This is a genomic window from Cytobacillus sp. MT66 (assembly GCF_058792595.1).
The window spans coordinates 139,734-154,250 of the sequence record NZ_JBXAFB010000007.1 but is presented as its reverse complement, the minus strand read 5'-3'; the positions used below and the strand labels follow the sequence as shown (position 1 = coordinate 154,250).

The following is a 14,517-nucleotide window of genomic DNA, read 5'->3' as shown; positions in this document are numbered from 1 at the left end:
ACTCCGACTTAGTGCAAATCGATATCTAATAGCTTGCGGATTTCCTTTTTAACAGATGGCTCAATGGAATCATCTCTTAGAAAATCAGCAGGATAATATAATTTATGATCTGTCCGTCTTTTTCCGGAGATTGCATCAACAATCTCTGATTCTCTGGAAAGTTCACGGATTTCCCCATTTTTCATCAATAAGTGAATCGGCAGTCTCTCCTCTTCCTCCCCAGGCCTGTAAAAGTCATACGGGAGGTCTGAAGAAGAATCGACGACAAGATAATACTCCGGGTCAATGCCTGCCTTCTCGAACAATCCTGAAAGCCTGGCCAGCTTCTTATATTCTTTCGCAGGATCAAATTCCGCATATTTAAATAAATTACGGTTCATAAAGCGGCTGCAGAGGTCACGAAGAATGGCATCCTCTTCCTCCTGCCACATCTGAAAATAGTAAAGAATGACTGCTTCATCCAGCTTAATATAGTCTTCTAACGTAATTTCACCGTTAAACAATGAATAGAAATGCTGCGGATATGACTTAAAGGCATAATTTTGCTCATGCAAGTGTTTCGCTCTGTGGAGAATTTTTGTTAATATAACTTCCGCACTTCGCGTCACAGGATGGAAATACACCTGCCAATACATTTGGTAGCGGCTCATAATGTAATCCTCTACAGCATGCATGCCTGTCTGCTTAATAACAATCTGGTCTTCTCCTGGCATCATCACCCGCAAAATCCGCTCCATATCAAAATGGCCATAGCTTACCCCTGTAAAATAAGCATCTCTTTGCAGATAATCCATACGGTCTGCATCAATCTGGCTGGAAATCAGGCTGACAACCAATTTATTTTTAGATGTCTTGGCAATGACATCTGCTACCTTCTTGGGAAAATCATCACTGATTCTAAGAAGGACCTTATTCACTTCTGTATCCCCTAAAATAATCGCCCTTGTATAAAATTCATGATCCAGGTCAAAAACCTTTTCAAAGGAATGCGAAAAAGGCCCGTGCCCCAGATCATGAAGCAAGGCTGCACAAAGTGACAGAAGACGGTCATCTTCATTCCATTCGGGTCTCTCTGCAAACACATCATCAGCTATTCTGCGGATAATTTCGTATACGCCAAGGGAGTGATTGAACCTGCTATGCTCAGCCCCATGAAACGTTAAGTAGGTTGTACCAAGCTGCTTAATTCGTCTAAGACGCTGAAACTCACTTGTGCCGATTAGATCCCAAATGACGCGATCCCTGACGTGAACATATCGATGGACAGGATCCTTAAATACCTTTTCTTCTCGTAATTTTTCAACCGGATATGCCATGTTTAACCTCCGATTTCTATCTTCTCTCTATTATATCCTCTCCAGTGCCCTATTCACTACATAAAATCCAAAAATTCTATTACAGTCGACAAAATTTTAGGCTAGCAGGCACTTCACTGGGCCTTAAGATTATAAAAAAAAATCGCCCCTGCAATGGAATGGGAGCGAATTATTTATTAAGCTTTTTATTTACTTTTTCCATCAATTCCTCTTCTGTTAATGCGGCTAATGGACGGTTATTAACAAAGGCAAATGTCTTCTTTCGTCCTGGCCCGCAATAAGATTGACAGCCAATTTCAATCTTCGCATCCGGATCAATTTCCTTTAGACGAGGAATCAAAGTTTTTAAATTTACTGCCTGACAATCGTCGCAAACACGGAATTCGTTTGCCATATATATTACAGCCCTTTCTCGGTCTAGCTTAAAGTAGATATTGTTAAAAGTCTGGCCAGCCGGCAAATTTCATATACAGCAGGCCCTTGGCTATTTTACTGCTTCTTACCGGTTATTGCAAGCCGCCTCGAGATGCCTTTTAATTCTGCCTGGCATTTTTTCAAACTCATTTCAGCCAAAAACAATACCTTTCTATTTAAAAAATAAAAAATCTACTATCCTTTTAATCCCATTTGTATATTTTTCTTTTTAACTGTCAATCCTTTAACTAAGGAATTAAAAAAGTAAATAAATTGGGAGTTGAGGTAATGAAGGTACGTCAAGACGCATGGACTGAAGAAAATGATTTATTGCTAGCTGAAACTGTTTTAAGGCATGTCAGAGAAGGCAGCACACAGCTAAACGCCTTTGAAGAGGTTGGGGATAAGCTTGATCGCACGTCGGCTGCTTGCGGTTTTCGCTGGAATGCAGTGGTTAGACATCAATATGAAAAAGCATTGGCTCTAGCAAAAAAGCAGCGCAAACAGAGACAAAGAATGCTCGGCAAAGAACAGGGTGGAAAGAAGAAGCTTCTATATAGTCCGCCAGTTCCTACGCTCACTGAAATGGAGGCTGTTACAATGGAGGCATCAGAAGAAATTAGTGAGCCGCTAGCAAGCTCAGCGCCGGAAAGCAAGCCACAAACCACAGTGACAGCAGCAGCTTCGCCTGTCTATTTGGAGGGACCTATCCACACAAGCCATATGGGCAGCTTAAATATAGAACAGGTTATTTCCTATTTACAAACTTTAAAAACTTCAAGTATTCAGCTTGATATATTAAAAAATGAGAATGAAAGATTAAAAAGAGAAAATGCGCAGCTCAAGAGCCGCAATAATGAGCTTGAGGATAAGATTAATCATCTGGAGCAAAACTCTGAAACCATTCAGGAAGATTACGAGACATTGATGAAAATCATGAACAGAGCACGCAAGCTGGTTCTCTTTGAAGAAGAAGAAAGACCGCAGACCAAATTTAAAATGGATAGAAACGGGAACCTGGAAAAACTTGCGGAATAAGATAGATAGAAAATGCAGACTTACTGCGGGGTCTTTAGACCTCCTTGCTTGCACTGGGAGAATGGCAGCAGCCCTCGATTTAAGAAAAGCCGTAACCATCTGGTAACGGCTTTTTATTATCTTTCATTTAATACCTTTTCATTCCTATCAATTACGCGGCTGTAATAGGCTTCAAACAGATCAGCTTCCTCTCCTGTCAGCTCACCTGAATAAAGGTGTTTGCACTTTCTTTTTAAACTGGTCAGAAATCGAAGCATCACATCCTGAACCGTGATGTCTGCCTGTAGAAGTTCTGCCAAAGAAGCCATTACCGATGGCACAACATCCGGGTATTGGTACTTCGTTTCTTCGCCCTTTCTTGAAAGGCTGTAGAACTGTCTGATTATTTCAGCACGGTCACTTCCGCTGCCAGTGACACATAGATAAATCTGCACCGCTGCGCCATTGCGGATCCGTCTTTGCGAAATGCCAGCAAACTTCTTCCCGCCAATACTTAAATCATAGCTGCCAGGACAATAAGAGCCGACAATCTCCCTTGCTTCGATTTCCTTATCAAAATCAGCAAACATGTCCTTAATTAGGGCCCACATTGCATCATATCCGCGGTTAATATCAATTCCCTTTTCATTTTCGGAAAGGATAAGTGTCAGATTTAACACCCCTTCATCCAAAACAACTGCAAGTCCGCCAGAATTTCTTACAATGACCTCATAGCCCTGGCCTGTTAAAAATTGAAGCCCTTCGTCTAGATAAGGAAGCCTTGTATCCTGAGTACCCAAAACAATTGTATTTCGATGAACCCAGGACCTTGCTGTTGAAGGTGCCTTCCCTGAGCCCACAGATGCACATAAGGTATCATCCATGCCAAATGAATATAAAGCATTTAAATGCATGCCCAGCACCGATTGGTCAATAACTCTCCACTGTTCCTGCTGTAATAAATCCATCATATATTTCTCCTTTTAAAAAAAGGCTTTTTGCCAAGGTCCATTATACCACCTTCTGATCAATGTTTAACACAGACCTTCTAGCTGCTGCTTGAATTAAAAAGAGAGCTAACTTTTAAAGTCAGCTCCTATTGATTGATCGACTGCGCCGCAGTAATGATGGCCAGCTTATAGACATCTTCTTCATTGCAGCCGCGGGAAAGATCATTGACCGGGCTGTTTAAACCTTGCAATATTGGCCCGACCGCTTCAAATCCTCCAAGTCTCTGGGCAATCTTATACCCGATATTTCCGGCCTCAAGGCTTGGGAATATAAATACATTGGCATCACCTTGCAGCGGCGAATCAGGGGCTTTCTTTTTAGCTACTGATGGCACAAATGCCGCATCAAATTGAAATTCCCCATCTACCAGCAAAAGGGGATCACGTTTCTTTGCTTCTTCTAAAGCAGCAGTTACTTTTTCGGTCTCCGGCGAGTGTGCTGATCCTTTTGTCGAAAAGCTCAACATGGCCACACGCGGTTCTATATCAAACATTCTTGCGGTCTTTGCGCTTTCAATAGCGATTTCTGCTAAGTCCTGACTATTGGGGGCAATATTAATCGCACAATCAGCAAATATGTATTTTTCATCGTCGCGGACCATGATAAAAACACCTGATGTTTTACGAACGCCTTCTTTTGTTTTGATAATTTGCAGTGCTGGCCGAACCGTATCGGCAGTTGAATGAGCCGCCCCGCTGACTAAACCGTCCGCTTTTTTAGCGTATACAAGCATGGTTCCAAAATAGTTGCCATCCTGTAAAATGTTTTTTGCTTCTTCCTCGGTTGCCTTTTTGTTCCTTCTTTCAACAAAGGCTGCTGCTAATTCATCCATCATCACGTAATGAGCTGGATCATAAATCTCAGCTCCATCCAATGAAACGCCTAGATCTTTTGCCTTTGCTTCCACTTTTTCAATATCGCCGACTAAAATCGGTGTAAGGATTTTTTCAGCTGCTAATCTCCCTGCTGCCGTTAGGATTCTTTCATCCAGCCCTTCAGGGAATACAATTTTTATATTGTGATCCTTCACTTTTGCCTTTAACACTTGAAATAACTCAGCCATGATACCCCTCCTCGCTTTTCCTAAATTAATATAAACTCCTTATAACAAAATATCCACAAAATCGCCATAATAAACCAATATCCCATTCTATTATAAGTTTATTACGAGGCTAATTGGAAAAACTATGATATAGTAGTGGGTGAAATGTTTGAGTACATAATAGGAGTGATAAAAATGAGTGAAGCAGCAAAAACGCTCGAGGGCTGGTATTGTCTACACGACTTCCGTACAATTGATTGGGCTGTCTGGAAGTTATTATCAAGCGATGAGCGCCAAGCAGCGATCCATGAGTTTCTTTCTCTTGTTGATAAATGGAGCACCATTCAAAGCGAGGAAAAAGGCAGCCATGCGCTATACACAGTTGTGGGCCAAAAGGCAGACTTCATGATGATGATTCTGCGTCCGACACTTGAAGAAATCAATGAAGCAGAAAATGAATTTAATAAAACAAAGCTTGCTGAATATACAATTCCTGCTTATTCATATGTTTCTATCGTTGAATTAAGTAATTATCTGCCTTCTAATAGTGAAGAAGATCCATATCAGAATCCGCATGTCCGGGCTCGTCTATATCCAATTCTTCCAAAAACAAAGCATGTCTGCTTCTATCCAATGGATAAGCGCCGCCAAGGCAATGACAACTGGTATATGCTTTCCATGGAAGAGCGACGCGACCTGATGAAAAGCCATGGTATGATCGGCCGCCAGTATGCCGGCAAGGTTAAACAAATTATCACCGGCTCTGTAGGTTTTGATGATTATGAATGGGGCGTTACTTTATTCGCCGAAGATGCCCTGCAATTTAAAAAGCTTGTCTATGAAATGCGCTTTGACGAAGTAAGTGCACGTTATGGCGAATTCGGATCCTTCTTCGTTGGCAATATTTTAGAGCCTAATATGGTTCAAAAGTTCCTTTATATTTAAGAATCATTACAGGTCTGCCCCTTTCCATCAGGGCAGGCTTTTTTCTTTTCTTTCCTTCTTCATTCAAATTTGCTCATCTGAAATGTCATAAAAAAACAGGCCCCTACATACTTATGAATTAGTGAGCGATCATTTTTTCCTAGTCTATTTCCGCCAAAAATCACAGCGTTCTTTTTAACATCCTTTTTACCTTGGGCATATGATGTTTACGATCTGCTTCAAGGATCTTTTTTTTCGATATTAGATTTTAGGAGGGGACAGTATTGAGTCAATCAAATTTTAATCAGTATACTGGAACGGCACCCTATTATGGATATCAGCCATATGCGGGCATGCCAGCACAAAAGCCGGTGTATTCCCCGCAGCAGCCAATGTTTCCGCCGCCAACACCACCTGGGACACCAGCTCCTTCATCCGGGGTTCCTGGGCAGGGTGCAGGAAATGTACCGGGAATGCTGCCGATTGAGCAATCGTATATAGAGAATATTCTGCGGTTAAACAAAGGTAAGCTTGCAACAGTCTATGCTACGTTTGAGGGCAATTCCCAATGGAATGCAAAAACATTTGAGGGCATTATTGAAGCCGCCGGAAGAGACCATCTCATTTTAAGCGATCCGCAAACCGGACAGCGATACTTAATTCCAATGGTTTATGTTGATTACGTAGTTTTCAATGAAGAGATTGAATATGAATATCCATTTGGAGCACAGGCTGGCATGCTTTCGCAATTCAGCCCAAGATAACATAGGGGCAGACCTACAGAAACGCATTAACGCATTGGGGGACTGACCCCCAATGCGTTAATGCGTTAAATCATAAAGGGTCTGTCCCCTTTTTGTTTATAGGTATTTAACTGCAGCAATGATTAATAAAATCCAAGCAACAAGGAAGGCGACGCCGCCAATTGGCGTGATGGCCCCAAGGACACTTATTTTAGTCAGAGTTATTGCATACAAGCTTCCAGCAAATATGATGATTCCAATCAGCATCAGCCAGCCTGACCATGCTAATAGCGAGCTTTCCTGAACTTTGCCCAGAAGGATGCCAACAGCCAATAAACCTAGTGCATGATACATTTGGTACTGCACACCTGTTTTCCAAATCTCCAAATACTTTGGTTCAACCATTTTTTCTAATCCGTGCGCCCCGAATGCACCTAAAGCAACTGACAGGAATGCATTTATTGCGCCTAAAATAATAAACAGCTTCATGAAGTTCCCTCTCTCTTTTATAAGACTAGCTTTGTTCTATTTGAGTGTTTGTTCCAAAATCCTTTTTTCAATCCACATAGTTTAAAAATCAAATAATGATTCTCCATTTGCATCATCATCATCCATTTTTAAAGGCTTTGTCTGCTGGATGTTTATCGGCTGGTGCTGCTGTACATTTTGAGCAGCAAATGTCTTGATCATGGGTGCTGATGGTTTCCGTTCGCTTTCAGGTTCTTCAAGAATAAGCTCACAGAGCATTTTTATCGCATGTACTCTTTCCCTCATTCTTGCGGTCTCCGCCGAAGTTCTAGCCTCATGCAATTCCTTTTCCATTTTACTTAACAGCTGCCCAATAGATATATTCAACATGATCACCCCATACTCAAACTTGCCCTATTTATTATACATGAACCATCCTAAAAATTCGATTAGACAGCCTTCTTCAGGACCTTTTTGACGCAATTTGTATGTTTCACGTGAAACATGGCGAATATTGCTGTTTTACGCAGGCAGCCTTGCAATGCCAGCTCTTTTACCTGCACATTTCGGACGGGCCGCCCTCCCCATTCTCAGCTGTGTCATTAAATCAACAAATCAGCAGCAACCATTATCACAGACTTAAAACAAAAACAGTCCACCTAATAAAAGTGAACTGTTGAGATTATATTTCATCCAAGCAAGCGCTGATAAATCGTTTTTGCCTGTGTAACATCCTTTGTTCCATGTATAAGCGCCCGTCCGTCGCTAAAAATGACAAGCCGCTGTTCCTCTATTTCTACTGAAATCAAATACGGATTCCCTGATACTTTATAGCCCAGTGTTTTCAATTGAGCAGCTAATTCGCTTAATTGGATTTCTCCTTGCTTTGGCGGTCTGATCTGAACGGTATCCCTACCGCAAAGAACGGTTGATTTCACCATGTTTTCACTATCGAGGTACGGGTATGTCCGCTCGTTTCCGCAGGATAAGCAGCCCTCATCTTTTGCCTTAGTAATCTTCATGCTCGTATATTGATTTCTCCAAAGATCAAAGCTGACTAAGGTGGTGCGGATGGCCTCCCAATCCTCAACAAGTATTTTCAGCGCTTCTGCTGATTGATGCGAAACGGCCATCTGGACGGCTGGTGCAATAATTCCCCCGGTATCACAGGTCATCCCCTGGATCGGAATTTTTTTCAACAGGCAGTTTAAGCATGGTGTTTTCCCCGGGATAATCGTTAGACTCATGCCAAAGCTGCCGACGCATGCCCCATAGATCCAAGGAATTTGATGTTTTTGGGAAATGTCATTAATCGCCATTCTTGTTTCAAAGTTATCTGTGGCATCAATAATCAGATCTACTCCAGCAATGAGTTCCTCAAGCCTTTCAGGGGTTGCATCCGTAATTACCGGCTGGATCTCCACCTGTGAATTAATCATGCGAAGCCTTTTTGCAGCAGCTGCGGCTTTTGGAAGTTTTTCTTCCACATCTTTCTCTGAATAAAGCTGCTGGCGCTGAAGATTGCTTGCTTCGACATAGTCACGGTCGACAATCGTCAGCCTGCCAATACCCGCCCTTGTCAGGATTTCTGCATTTCCTGATCCAAGTGCGCCGGCTCCAATCATTAACACATGTTTAGCACGTATTTTTTCAAGGCCCTCTTTGCCGATAGGAGGAAACAGGGCTTGCCGGGAATATCTATCATCCATTTTTTATCCCCCTTTGATCTGCATGGCTTTGGTCAGCTTGCTGGAAGCTTATTAACCGCCGCTGACCGGAGGAATAAAAGCAATAAGATCCCCTTCCTGAACTACATCTTCATCTGAAGCAAATTCCTCATTTATTGCCGTCATCACATGATCCAGATTCATGGAATCATATTTTTTGGTTAACAGCCCTTTGAGCTGTGCGACCGTCTTGCCGGTTGCATCAAACGAAAGCGATTCTTCACCAACAACATCCCGCAAATGAGCAAAAAATAGAATTTTATTCATGTAAATCCTTCTCCTCCGGTTTTCCTTTTGGATAGGCTACTGTTTCCTGCTGGTTTCCAATCCACTCTTCCCCGTCTTCCCAATGTTCCTTTTTCCAAATAGGAACGATTTCCTTAATACGTTCAATGGCATACCGGTTTGCTTCATAGGCATCCGCCCGATGCGGAGTGGAGACTGCAATCACGACGGCAATATCTGTAATATCAAGCTTTCCGACCCGATGTGTAATGGCAACCTCGGCGCCTTTCCAGCGCTCTTTGATTTCATTGCCTATCTGTTCCATTTTTTTCACAGCCATTGGCTCATAAGATTCATATATTAAATATAGCGTTCTTTTTCCATGGGTAATCTCGCGAACCGTCCCAATAAACGTTGTAATGGCTCCGGCTTCCCTCTGCACAACCTTATCAATCACATCCTGGATGACAATTGGCTCCTTTGAAATCTCGTAGAATTTCACGGGCTTTGCCCCCTCTCTTAATCCGTACTATTATTGTTCATATGATATCCTTACTGCAGTTATACCAAGCTGTTAGGCTTTTGGCAAATAGAAGAGTCAATCATGCTGATTACGCAAAGCCATTTTGACGGCCAAGCTGAATTCCTTCGGATCGTTCATATTAAAAAAATGATTCTCCAATGGCAAACCGAGCTTTTTTAGATCCTCTTCCGTTACATATTTTAGCTGAATCCGATCAAAAAACAGCCTTATTTTCAACTCTTGTTTTTCCAGTGCTTTGCTTATTTCCGGGAGCGCATCCTTTCGATAGGCGGCAAACAGAGGATGCAGCTGGCCTGAAATCATTGGGACAGCCCCTTGATAATGATCCAAAAACTGAAGTAAATATCCTCCAATTTCAGATGACACAAAAGGCATATCGCACGCAACGACTAAATTTTTCTCTGTCTTTGAAGCCTCTAACCCAGCATGGATCCCAGCTAACGGACCCATTCCCTTCCACTGATCCTCTATCATCGGCAAACCTAGGAACTGATAATCCTCAGGAGTATTCGTGACAAGTATTAATTCACTCACGGCCTTTCTCAGCTCGTTAGCGATTCTTTCAATCACGGTCTGACCGCCTATCTTCAGCAGGGCCTTATTTTTCCCCATCCTGGTTGACTTTCCGCCTGCCATAATTATTCCAGTCGCCTGATCTTCCATTAACTTTCTTTCCATCTTTATCACCTAAGATTATAATAGAGGAGTTTTTACAGAAATGAAAATTACAGTTAACGAACTTTTGAGTATCAGCGGAAAATGATTATTGTTATAATTACGAACAGATAAACCAAACTTATTATTAGGCAAACTTTAAGGAGGAGTTCTCTTATGTCTTTGAAAAAAGCTTTAACCATTGCTGGTTCAGACACTAGCGGAGGCGCTGGATTACAAGCTGATTTAAAAACGTTCCAAGAGCTTGGTGTATATGGAATGTCAGCCATCACGACCATCGTAACGATGGATCCAAAAACATGGAGCCACCGTGTTCATCCCATTTCTATCGATACGCTTAAAGCACAATTAGAAACTGTTTTATCAACAGATATTGATGCCATGAAGACAGGAATGCTCGGTTCCGTTGAAATCATTGAGCTTGTGGCAAAAACCATCGATGAAAACAAGTTTGACAAAGTGGTAATTGACCCTGTCCTTGTTTGTAAAGGAGAAGATGAAGTTCTTCACCCGGAAACAGCAGATGCCTTAAGGGAGTTACTTGTACCAAGGGCAACGGTCATAACACCAAACCTTTTTGAGGCATGGCAGATGGCGCAGACAGGACCAATCAAAACGGTTGACGATATGAAAGAAGCCGCTGTAAAAATTCATGAGCGCGGTGCCAAATATGTATTAATTAAAGGCGGAGCAAAGCTTCAGCACGAAAAAGCCATTGACCTTCTTTATGATGGACAAGACTTCAAGATATTTGAAAATGACCGCTATGATACAACCTGCACGCACGGGGCCGGCTGCACATACTCTGCAGCAGTGACTGCTGAGCTTGCCAAAGGAAAGTCAGTGAATGAAGCGGTTGAGGCTGCAAAGAACTTCATCTCAGCAGCCATCCATCACGGATTTAAGCTAAATGAACATGTTGGGCCAACCATGCACTGTGCCTACCGCAAATTCGGCGCTGGAAATTTGGAAGCTGAACAAATGAACTAACAGCAGAGCCTAAAGCGCTCTGTTTTTTTTATTTCAAGCGCCAATTTCGCATTTCCTTTCTTTTTTTAGTAAAATATTAAAGGACATTCAACGAATTATTTAAATCTCTAAAATGAGAGGAGGGCCACAATGAAGCCAGCAATTAAAGAACAGATACAAAAGGAAATAGATCGCCTGGAAAAGAAAGATGTCTATATACATTTAGAAACAACCAATGGCGCATATGCTACCCACTTTAATGAATCCTTTTTCTCCGCTGGAGCCTATATCAGAAATGCACGCCTTCAATATGAATATGGAAAGATTAAAGGAGACGGCCCATACCGAATCGGGCTGAAGCTGGACTTTGGCTGGGTGTATGCAGAAGGAATTACTCATTTTGAAGTAGATGACAAAGGACGCCTGCTGATGGCCGGACATGATAATAATGGAAAGCTTGCCGTTGCACTCGAAATCAGCGAGACACCGTTCTAAGGCGCAGAAAGGAGAGAACAAATGGAAAAAGAAAGACATGTTCTTGTCGTTTTCCCCCATCCCGATGATGAAGCATTCGGCGTATCAGGCACCATTGCCTTGCATATCAAAAACGGAACACCCGTTACATATGCTTGTCTGACATTGGGAGAAATGGGAAGAAACTTAGGAAATCCTCCTTTTGCTACAAGGGAGTCACTTCCGCAAATCCGGAAAAAAGAATTGCAGAACGCTGCTGATACTCTTGGGATTAAAGATTTAAGAATGCTTGGCTATCGCGACAAAACTATCGAGTTTGTTGACGAAGAAGTATTAGCCTCTCATATTGGGTCCATTATTAAGGATGTCAACCCGTCTTTAATTATCACCTTTTATCCTGGATATGCCGTTCACCCTGACCATGATGCAACCGGCGCAGCGGTTGTGCGTGCGGTCGAGAAACTTCCAGAAGGCGAACGTCCAAAACTGCACTGTGTCGCGTTCTCCAATAACTGTGAAGAGGAAATTGGCCAAGCGGATATTGTCAATGTTGTCAGTGAAGTGGTGGACATCAAAATGAACACCATTCGCGCTCATGTTTCCCAAACCCAGCTTATGATTAATGAGCTTGCCTATAATCTTGAAAATCAAGACCCTGCAGCCATGGCGCGCATTCATAATGAACGTTTTTGGACATATAAGCTATAAAAATACGGGACGGTTCTTATTTTGAGAACCGTCCCTATTTTTCAAGCACTTCCTTTAAATATTCAAGCTGGAAACCATCTTCACGCTTAATCATTTTAACAATAAGGCCCTTTGTCAGTTTCATTCGCAGGCCTGTCGTTTTGATAAAAGCGTCAAGTTCTACTTGTGTGCCTTCTGCAATCTCGTGAAACGTATACACATATTCTGTGATTAAGCCGTTTGAATCGGTACTTGTTTTAAACAGTTTATCCTGTTCAAACTCCAGCACCTCGATATCGGCGCTAATTGTGGTTCCTCTGACCTGTCTGGTTTCTTTAAACAGAGTGCCCTTGCCTATGTCACCCTCTGTCAATTTTTCCACCTTGACGACATTAGGCATGATTTCTGGCATATGCTCCATGCTTGCTACATATTGGAAGACCTCATGAACAGGTTTATCTATGATTGCACTCGATCGAAAATCCGCCATTCATTATCACCTCGTTTTCATTTATTATAATATAGGCTGTGTAAAAGCTAAATCTTGACTTTAACCGCTTAGTTGATTGGAGTGGAAGGCGCGTAGACTCCTGGGGAATCAGCATTGAAGTGAGACGTGCGCAGGAACGTATGTGACGAGAAGGCTCACAAAATGCCCCCCGGAAAGCGAAGCGCCCCTCGCTGCAATCAACGGCCAAATTTAACAGAGCCTTAATAAAAAAAAAAAACAGAATTCCCCCCTTAGGAATCCTGCCCCTTCCTTTGTCTCTACAGTCTGTGATGATAATGCGAACAAAATCTGCACCAGTCTGTGATTACAATAGTTTTCCCCTTAATTTCGATAATCCCATCTTTTCTCAGCTTTGAAAACACCCTGCTGACACTTTCTCTTGATGTCCCGACTAAAGTTGAAAATTCCTGTACAGTAATAGGAAGTTCAATAAACATTCGATTGCTGTGATTGGCGCCGAATTTTTCCGCTAGGCGTTCTAAGGTGCGGATAGTTTTCATATAGACGTCCAAAAGCGCTACATCTCTTAAGATGGATGTTAAATCGCGGAGCTGTTCACTCATATAGCGAATCATCTGCACGGCCATTTCCGGCGTTACCATTAGCTCCTGCTCCAATGAATCAGTATTTAAGAAATACACTTCCCCTTCTTGGATCATCGTAGCTGTTGCCGGGTAGCATGTTCCTTCTGAGTTAAACAAGCTTGCCTCAGCAAAAATTTCTCCCTTTTTCTTAATGCAAGTAATAATTTCATTTCCCTGCTCATCCTGTTTTGTTAACTTCACAATGCCGGAATGAACAAAAAATACCCCTTGAGCTGTTTCGTACTCCGATATGACCTGTTCCCCTTTTTTGTACCCCTTTTTTATAATCCTTTTATCAATTAACTGAACTGATTCTGCTGGAAGGTTTTTAAAAATTTCAATTTTCCCTAAAAACTCCTGTATGTCCGTCTGCTGTGATATTGGCTGGCTATTCATCTATTAATCCCCCCTCCCAAAGTTCATTTACATTCATTCTATCGAAGGTTTCTTCTCCTGAGTGTGATTAATTTCACATTTCCAAGCCCATTCTTTCGTTTAACCATGAATAACTTAAAAATAGACAGCAACCCAGCCGCTTTTGCCTGTCACAATTCCTTCACGGTCCATTCACAGATCATTCACAGCACCACTGCAAAAATGCGGAAAATATCACAATAACAACTTCCAGTTAAAGGTAGGATATATGTAAACCATTTCAAGGAGGGAGTAAAGTGAAAAAGCCAATAATTACCTTCATCATAAGTGCACTGATTGGTCTTGGCCTGGGATATTTAGTATTTGATGTTATATCTCCGGCTAAATCAGCAGAACCTGAAATCGCTGCTAATTCAGAGCAAACTCAGAAGCCTTCTGATGCCGCGAAGGAAACAGCTGCCAATGCAGCAGAGCCAACAGCCGATGCAGGAGATAACATCTTGAATCAAAAAGGCTGCTTAGGCTGCCATGCTGTTTCAAAACTTGGTCTTCAAGGCGGAGCAACGGGACCAGATCTTTCCCAAGCTTATACAAATGTAGAAGGAAAACACGGAAAGCCGCTCAATGAGTTCCTAAAAGAGCCTACCTCCGCAGTTATGTCAACAGTCATTGGCGGAAATCCGCTGACAGATGATGAGATTAGTCAAATTATTGAAACCCTGAAAGAAGCTTCCGAAAAATAAGAAATGCATATTCTTCATTTTTCAAGGCTGAAAAATTATCACTCTTATCTATTAATAAAAAGGCGGTG

At 42.1% G+C, this 14,517-nt stretch carries 19 protein-coding genes; 7 read left to right on the top strand and 12 right to left on the bottom strand.

Annotation, left to right across the window (positions count from 1 at the left end; translation table 11 throughout):
* Nucleotides 1–8 precede the first annotated feature (8 nt).
* On the bottom strand, nucleotides 9–1,316 hold the full coding sequence (locus AC1Q59_RS14500; RefSeq protein ID WP_492366560.1) for an HD domain-containing protein: 1,308 nt from the start codon (nucleotides 1,314–1,316) through the stop codon (nucleotides 9–11).
* A gap of 169 nt (nucleotides 1,317–1,485) precedes the next feature.
* On the bottom strand, nucleotides 1,486–1,710 hold the full coding sequence (locus AC1Q59_RS14495) for a YuzB family protein (protein ID WP_492366559.1): 225 nt from the start codon (nucleotides 1,708–1,710) through the stop codon (nucleotides 1,486–1,488).
* A 308-nt stretch (nucleotides 1,711–2,018) separates the two neighbouring features.
* On the opposite strand from AC1Q59_RS14495, the gene AC1Q59_RS14490 reads away from it, so the two are divergent.
* The gene (locus AC1Q59_RS14490) at nucleotides 2,019–2,768 is read left to right on the top strand and encodes an RsfA family transcriptional regulator (RefSeq protein WP_492366558.1); all 750 of its coding nucleotides are present in this window, start codon (nucleotides 2,019–2,021) and stop codon (nucleotides 2,766–2,768) included.
* Nucleotides 2,769–2,884: 116 nt separating this feature from the next.
* Here AC1Q59_RS14490 and lipL read toward each other — a convergent pair whose 3' ends face one another.
* Nucleotides 2,885–3,718, bottom strand: a complete 834-nt coding sequence (lipL, locus tag AC1Q59_RS14485) for an octanoyl-[GcvH]:protein N-octanoyltransferase (protein WP_492366557.1) — start codon at nucleotides 3,716–3,718, stop codon at nucleotides 2,885–2,887.
* Between the two features lie 125 nt (nucleotides 3,719–3,843).
* Nucleotides 3,844–4,821, bottom strand: a complete 978-nt coding sequence (gene pta / locus AC1Q59_RS14480) for a phosphate acetyltransferase (RefSeq protein ID WP_492366556.1) — start codon at nucleotides 4,819–4,821, stop codon at nucleotides 3,844–3,846.
* Between the two features lie 174 nt (nucleotides 4,822–4,995).
* Here pta and hemQ point away from each other — a divergent pair, with 174 nt between their 5' ends.
* Entirely contained in the window at nucleotides 4,996–5,745 is a 750-nt protein-coding gene (gene hemQ, locus AC1Q59_RS14475) for a hydrogen peroxide-dependent heme synthase (RefSeq protein WP_492366555.1), read from the top strand.
* Between the two features lie 263 nt (nucleotides 5,746–6,008).
* Nucleotides 6,009–6,488 (top strand): spore coat protein GerQ, encoded by a 480-nt coding sequence (gene gerQ, locus AC1Q59_RS14470; protein WP_492366554.1) that lies wholly within the window; start codon nucleotides 6,009–6,011, stop codon nucleotides 6,486–6,488.
* Nucleotides 6,489–6,584: 96 nt separating this feature from the next.
* Here gerQ and AC1Q59_RS14465 read toward each other — a convergent pair whose 3' ends face one another.
* The 6 genes from AC1Q59_RS14465 to mobA all read right to left on the bottom strand — a co-directional run bounded on the left by AC1Q59_RS14465 (nucleotide 6,585) and on the right by mobA (nucleotide 10,109).
* Nucleotides 6,585–6,956, bottom strand: a complete 372-nt coding sequence (locus tag AC1Q59_RS14465) for a DUF423 domain-containing protein (protein ID WP_492366553.1) — start codon at nucleotides 6,954–6,956, stop codon at nucleotides 6,585–6,587.
* Nucleotides 6,957–7,037: 81 nt separating this feature from the next.
* Nucleotides 7,038–7,325 (bottom strand): YwdI family protein, encoded by a 288-nt coding sequence (locus AC1Q59_RS14460; protein ID WP_492366552.1) that lies wholly within the window; start codon nucleotides 7,323–7,325, stop codon nucleotides 7,038–7,040.
* Nucleotides 7,326–7,624: 299 nt separating this feature from the next.
* Nucleotides 7,625–8,644, bottom strand: a complete 1,020-nt coding sequence (locus AC1Q59_RS14455; protein ID WP_492366551.1) for a MoeB/ThiF family adenylyltransferase — start codon at nucleotides 8,642–8,644, stop codon at nucleotides 7,625–7,627.
* 51 nt (nucleotides 8,645–8,695) lie between these two features.
* A complete protein-coding gene (moaD, locus tag AC1Q59_RS14450) occupies nucleotides 8,696–8,929 on the bottom strand; it encodes a molybdopterin converting factor subunit 1 (protein WP_492366550.1) in 234 nt (77 codons plus the stop codon).
* Nucleotides 8,922–9,389, bottom strand: a complete 468-nt coding sequence (locus tag AC1Q59_RS14445) for a molybdenum cofactor biosynthesis protein MoaE (protein ID WP_492366549.1) — start codon at nucleotides 9,387–9,389, stop codon at nucleotides 8,922–8,924. The genes moaD and AC1Q59_RS14445 overlap by 8 nt, the downstream gene beginning before the upstream one ends.
* 96 nt (nucleotides 9,390–9,485) lie before the next feature.
* Nucleotides 9,486–10,109: a molybdenum cofactor guanylyltransferase gene (gene mobA / locus AC1Q59_RS14440; RefSeq protein WP_492366548.1), complete on the bottom strand. Its 624-nt coding sequence runs from the start codon at nucleotides 10,107–10,109 to the stop codon at nucleotides 9,486–9,488.
* 153 nt (nucleotides 10,110–10,262) lie between these two features.
* Here mobA and pdxK point away from each other — a divergent pair, with 153 nt between their 5' ends.
* The 3 genes from pdxK (at nucleotide 10,263) to bshB2 (ending at nucleotide 12,257) form a co-directional block, all read left to right on the top strand.
* Nucleotides 10,263–11,096: a pyridoxine/pyridoxal/pyridoxamine kinase gene (pdxK, locus tag AC1Q59_RS14435; RefSeq protein ID WP_492366547.1), complete on the top strand. Its 834-nt coding sequence runs from the start codon at nucleotides 10,263–10,265 to the stop codon at nucleotides 11,094–11,096.
* A 129-nt stretch (nucleotides 11,097–11,225) separates the two neighbouring features.
* Nucleotides 11,226–11,570 carry a YojF family protein gene (locus tag AC1Q59_RS14430; RefSeq protein ID WP_492366546.1) on the top strand — a complete coding sequence of 115 codons (345 nt, stop codon included), beginning with the start codon at nucleotides 11,226–11,228 and terminating at the stop codon, nucleotides 11,568–11,570.
* Nucleotides 11,571–11,591: 21 nt separating this feature from the next.
* Nucleotides 11,592–12,257 (top strand): bacillithiol biosynthesis deacetylase BshB2, encoded by a 666-nt coding sequence (bshB2, locus tag AC1Q59_RS14425; RefSeq protein ID WP_492366545.1) that lies wholly within the window; start codon nucleotides 11,592–11,594, stop codon nucleotides 12,255–12,257.
* Nucleotides 12,258–12,291: 34 nt separating this feature from the next.
* Here bshB2 and AC1Q59_RS14420 read toward each other — a convergent pair whose 3' ends face one another.
* Nucleotides 12,292–12,726, bottom strand: coding sequence for an SRPBCC family protein (locus tag AC1Q59_RS14420; protein WP_492366544.1), 435 nt, complete (start codon nucleotides 12,724–12,726; stop codon nucleotides 12,292–12,294).
* A 278-nt stretch (nucleotides 12,727–13,004) separates the two neighbouring features.
* Nucleotides 13,005–13,727, bottom strand: a complete 723-nt coding sequence (locus tag AC1Q59_RS14415; protein WP_492366543.1) for a Crp/Fnr family transcriptional regulator — start codon at nucleotides 13,725–13,727, stop codon at nucleotides 13,005–13,007.
* Nucleotides 13,728–14,002: 275 nt separating this feature from the next.
* On the opposite strand from AC1Q59_RS14415, the gene AC1Q59_RS14410 reads away from it, so the two are divergent.
* Nucleotides 14,003–14,449, top strand: a complete 447-nt coding sequence (locus tag AC1Q59_RS14410; protein ID WP_492366542.1) for a c-type cytochrome — start codon at nucleotides 14,003–14,005, stop codon at nucleotides 14,447–14,449.
* The last annotated feature ends 68 nt before the right edge of the window (nucleotides 14,450–14,517 follow it).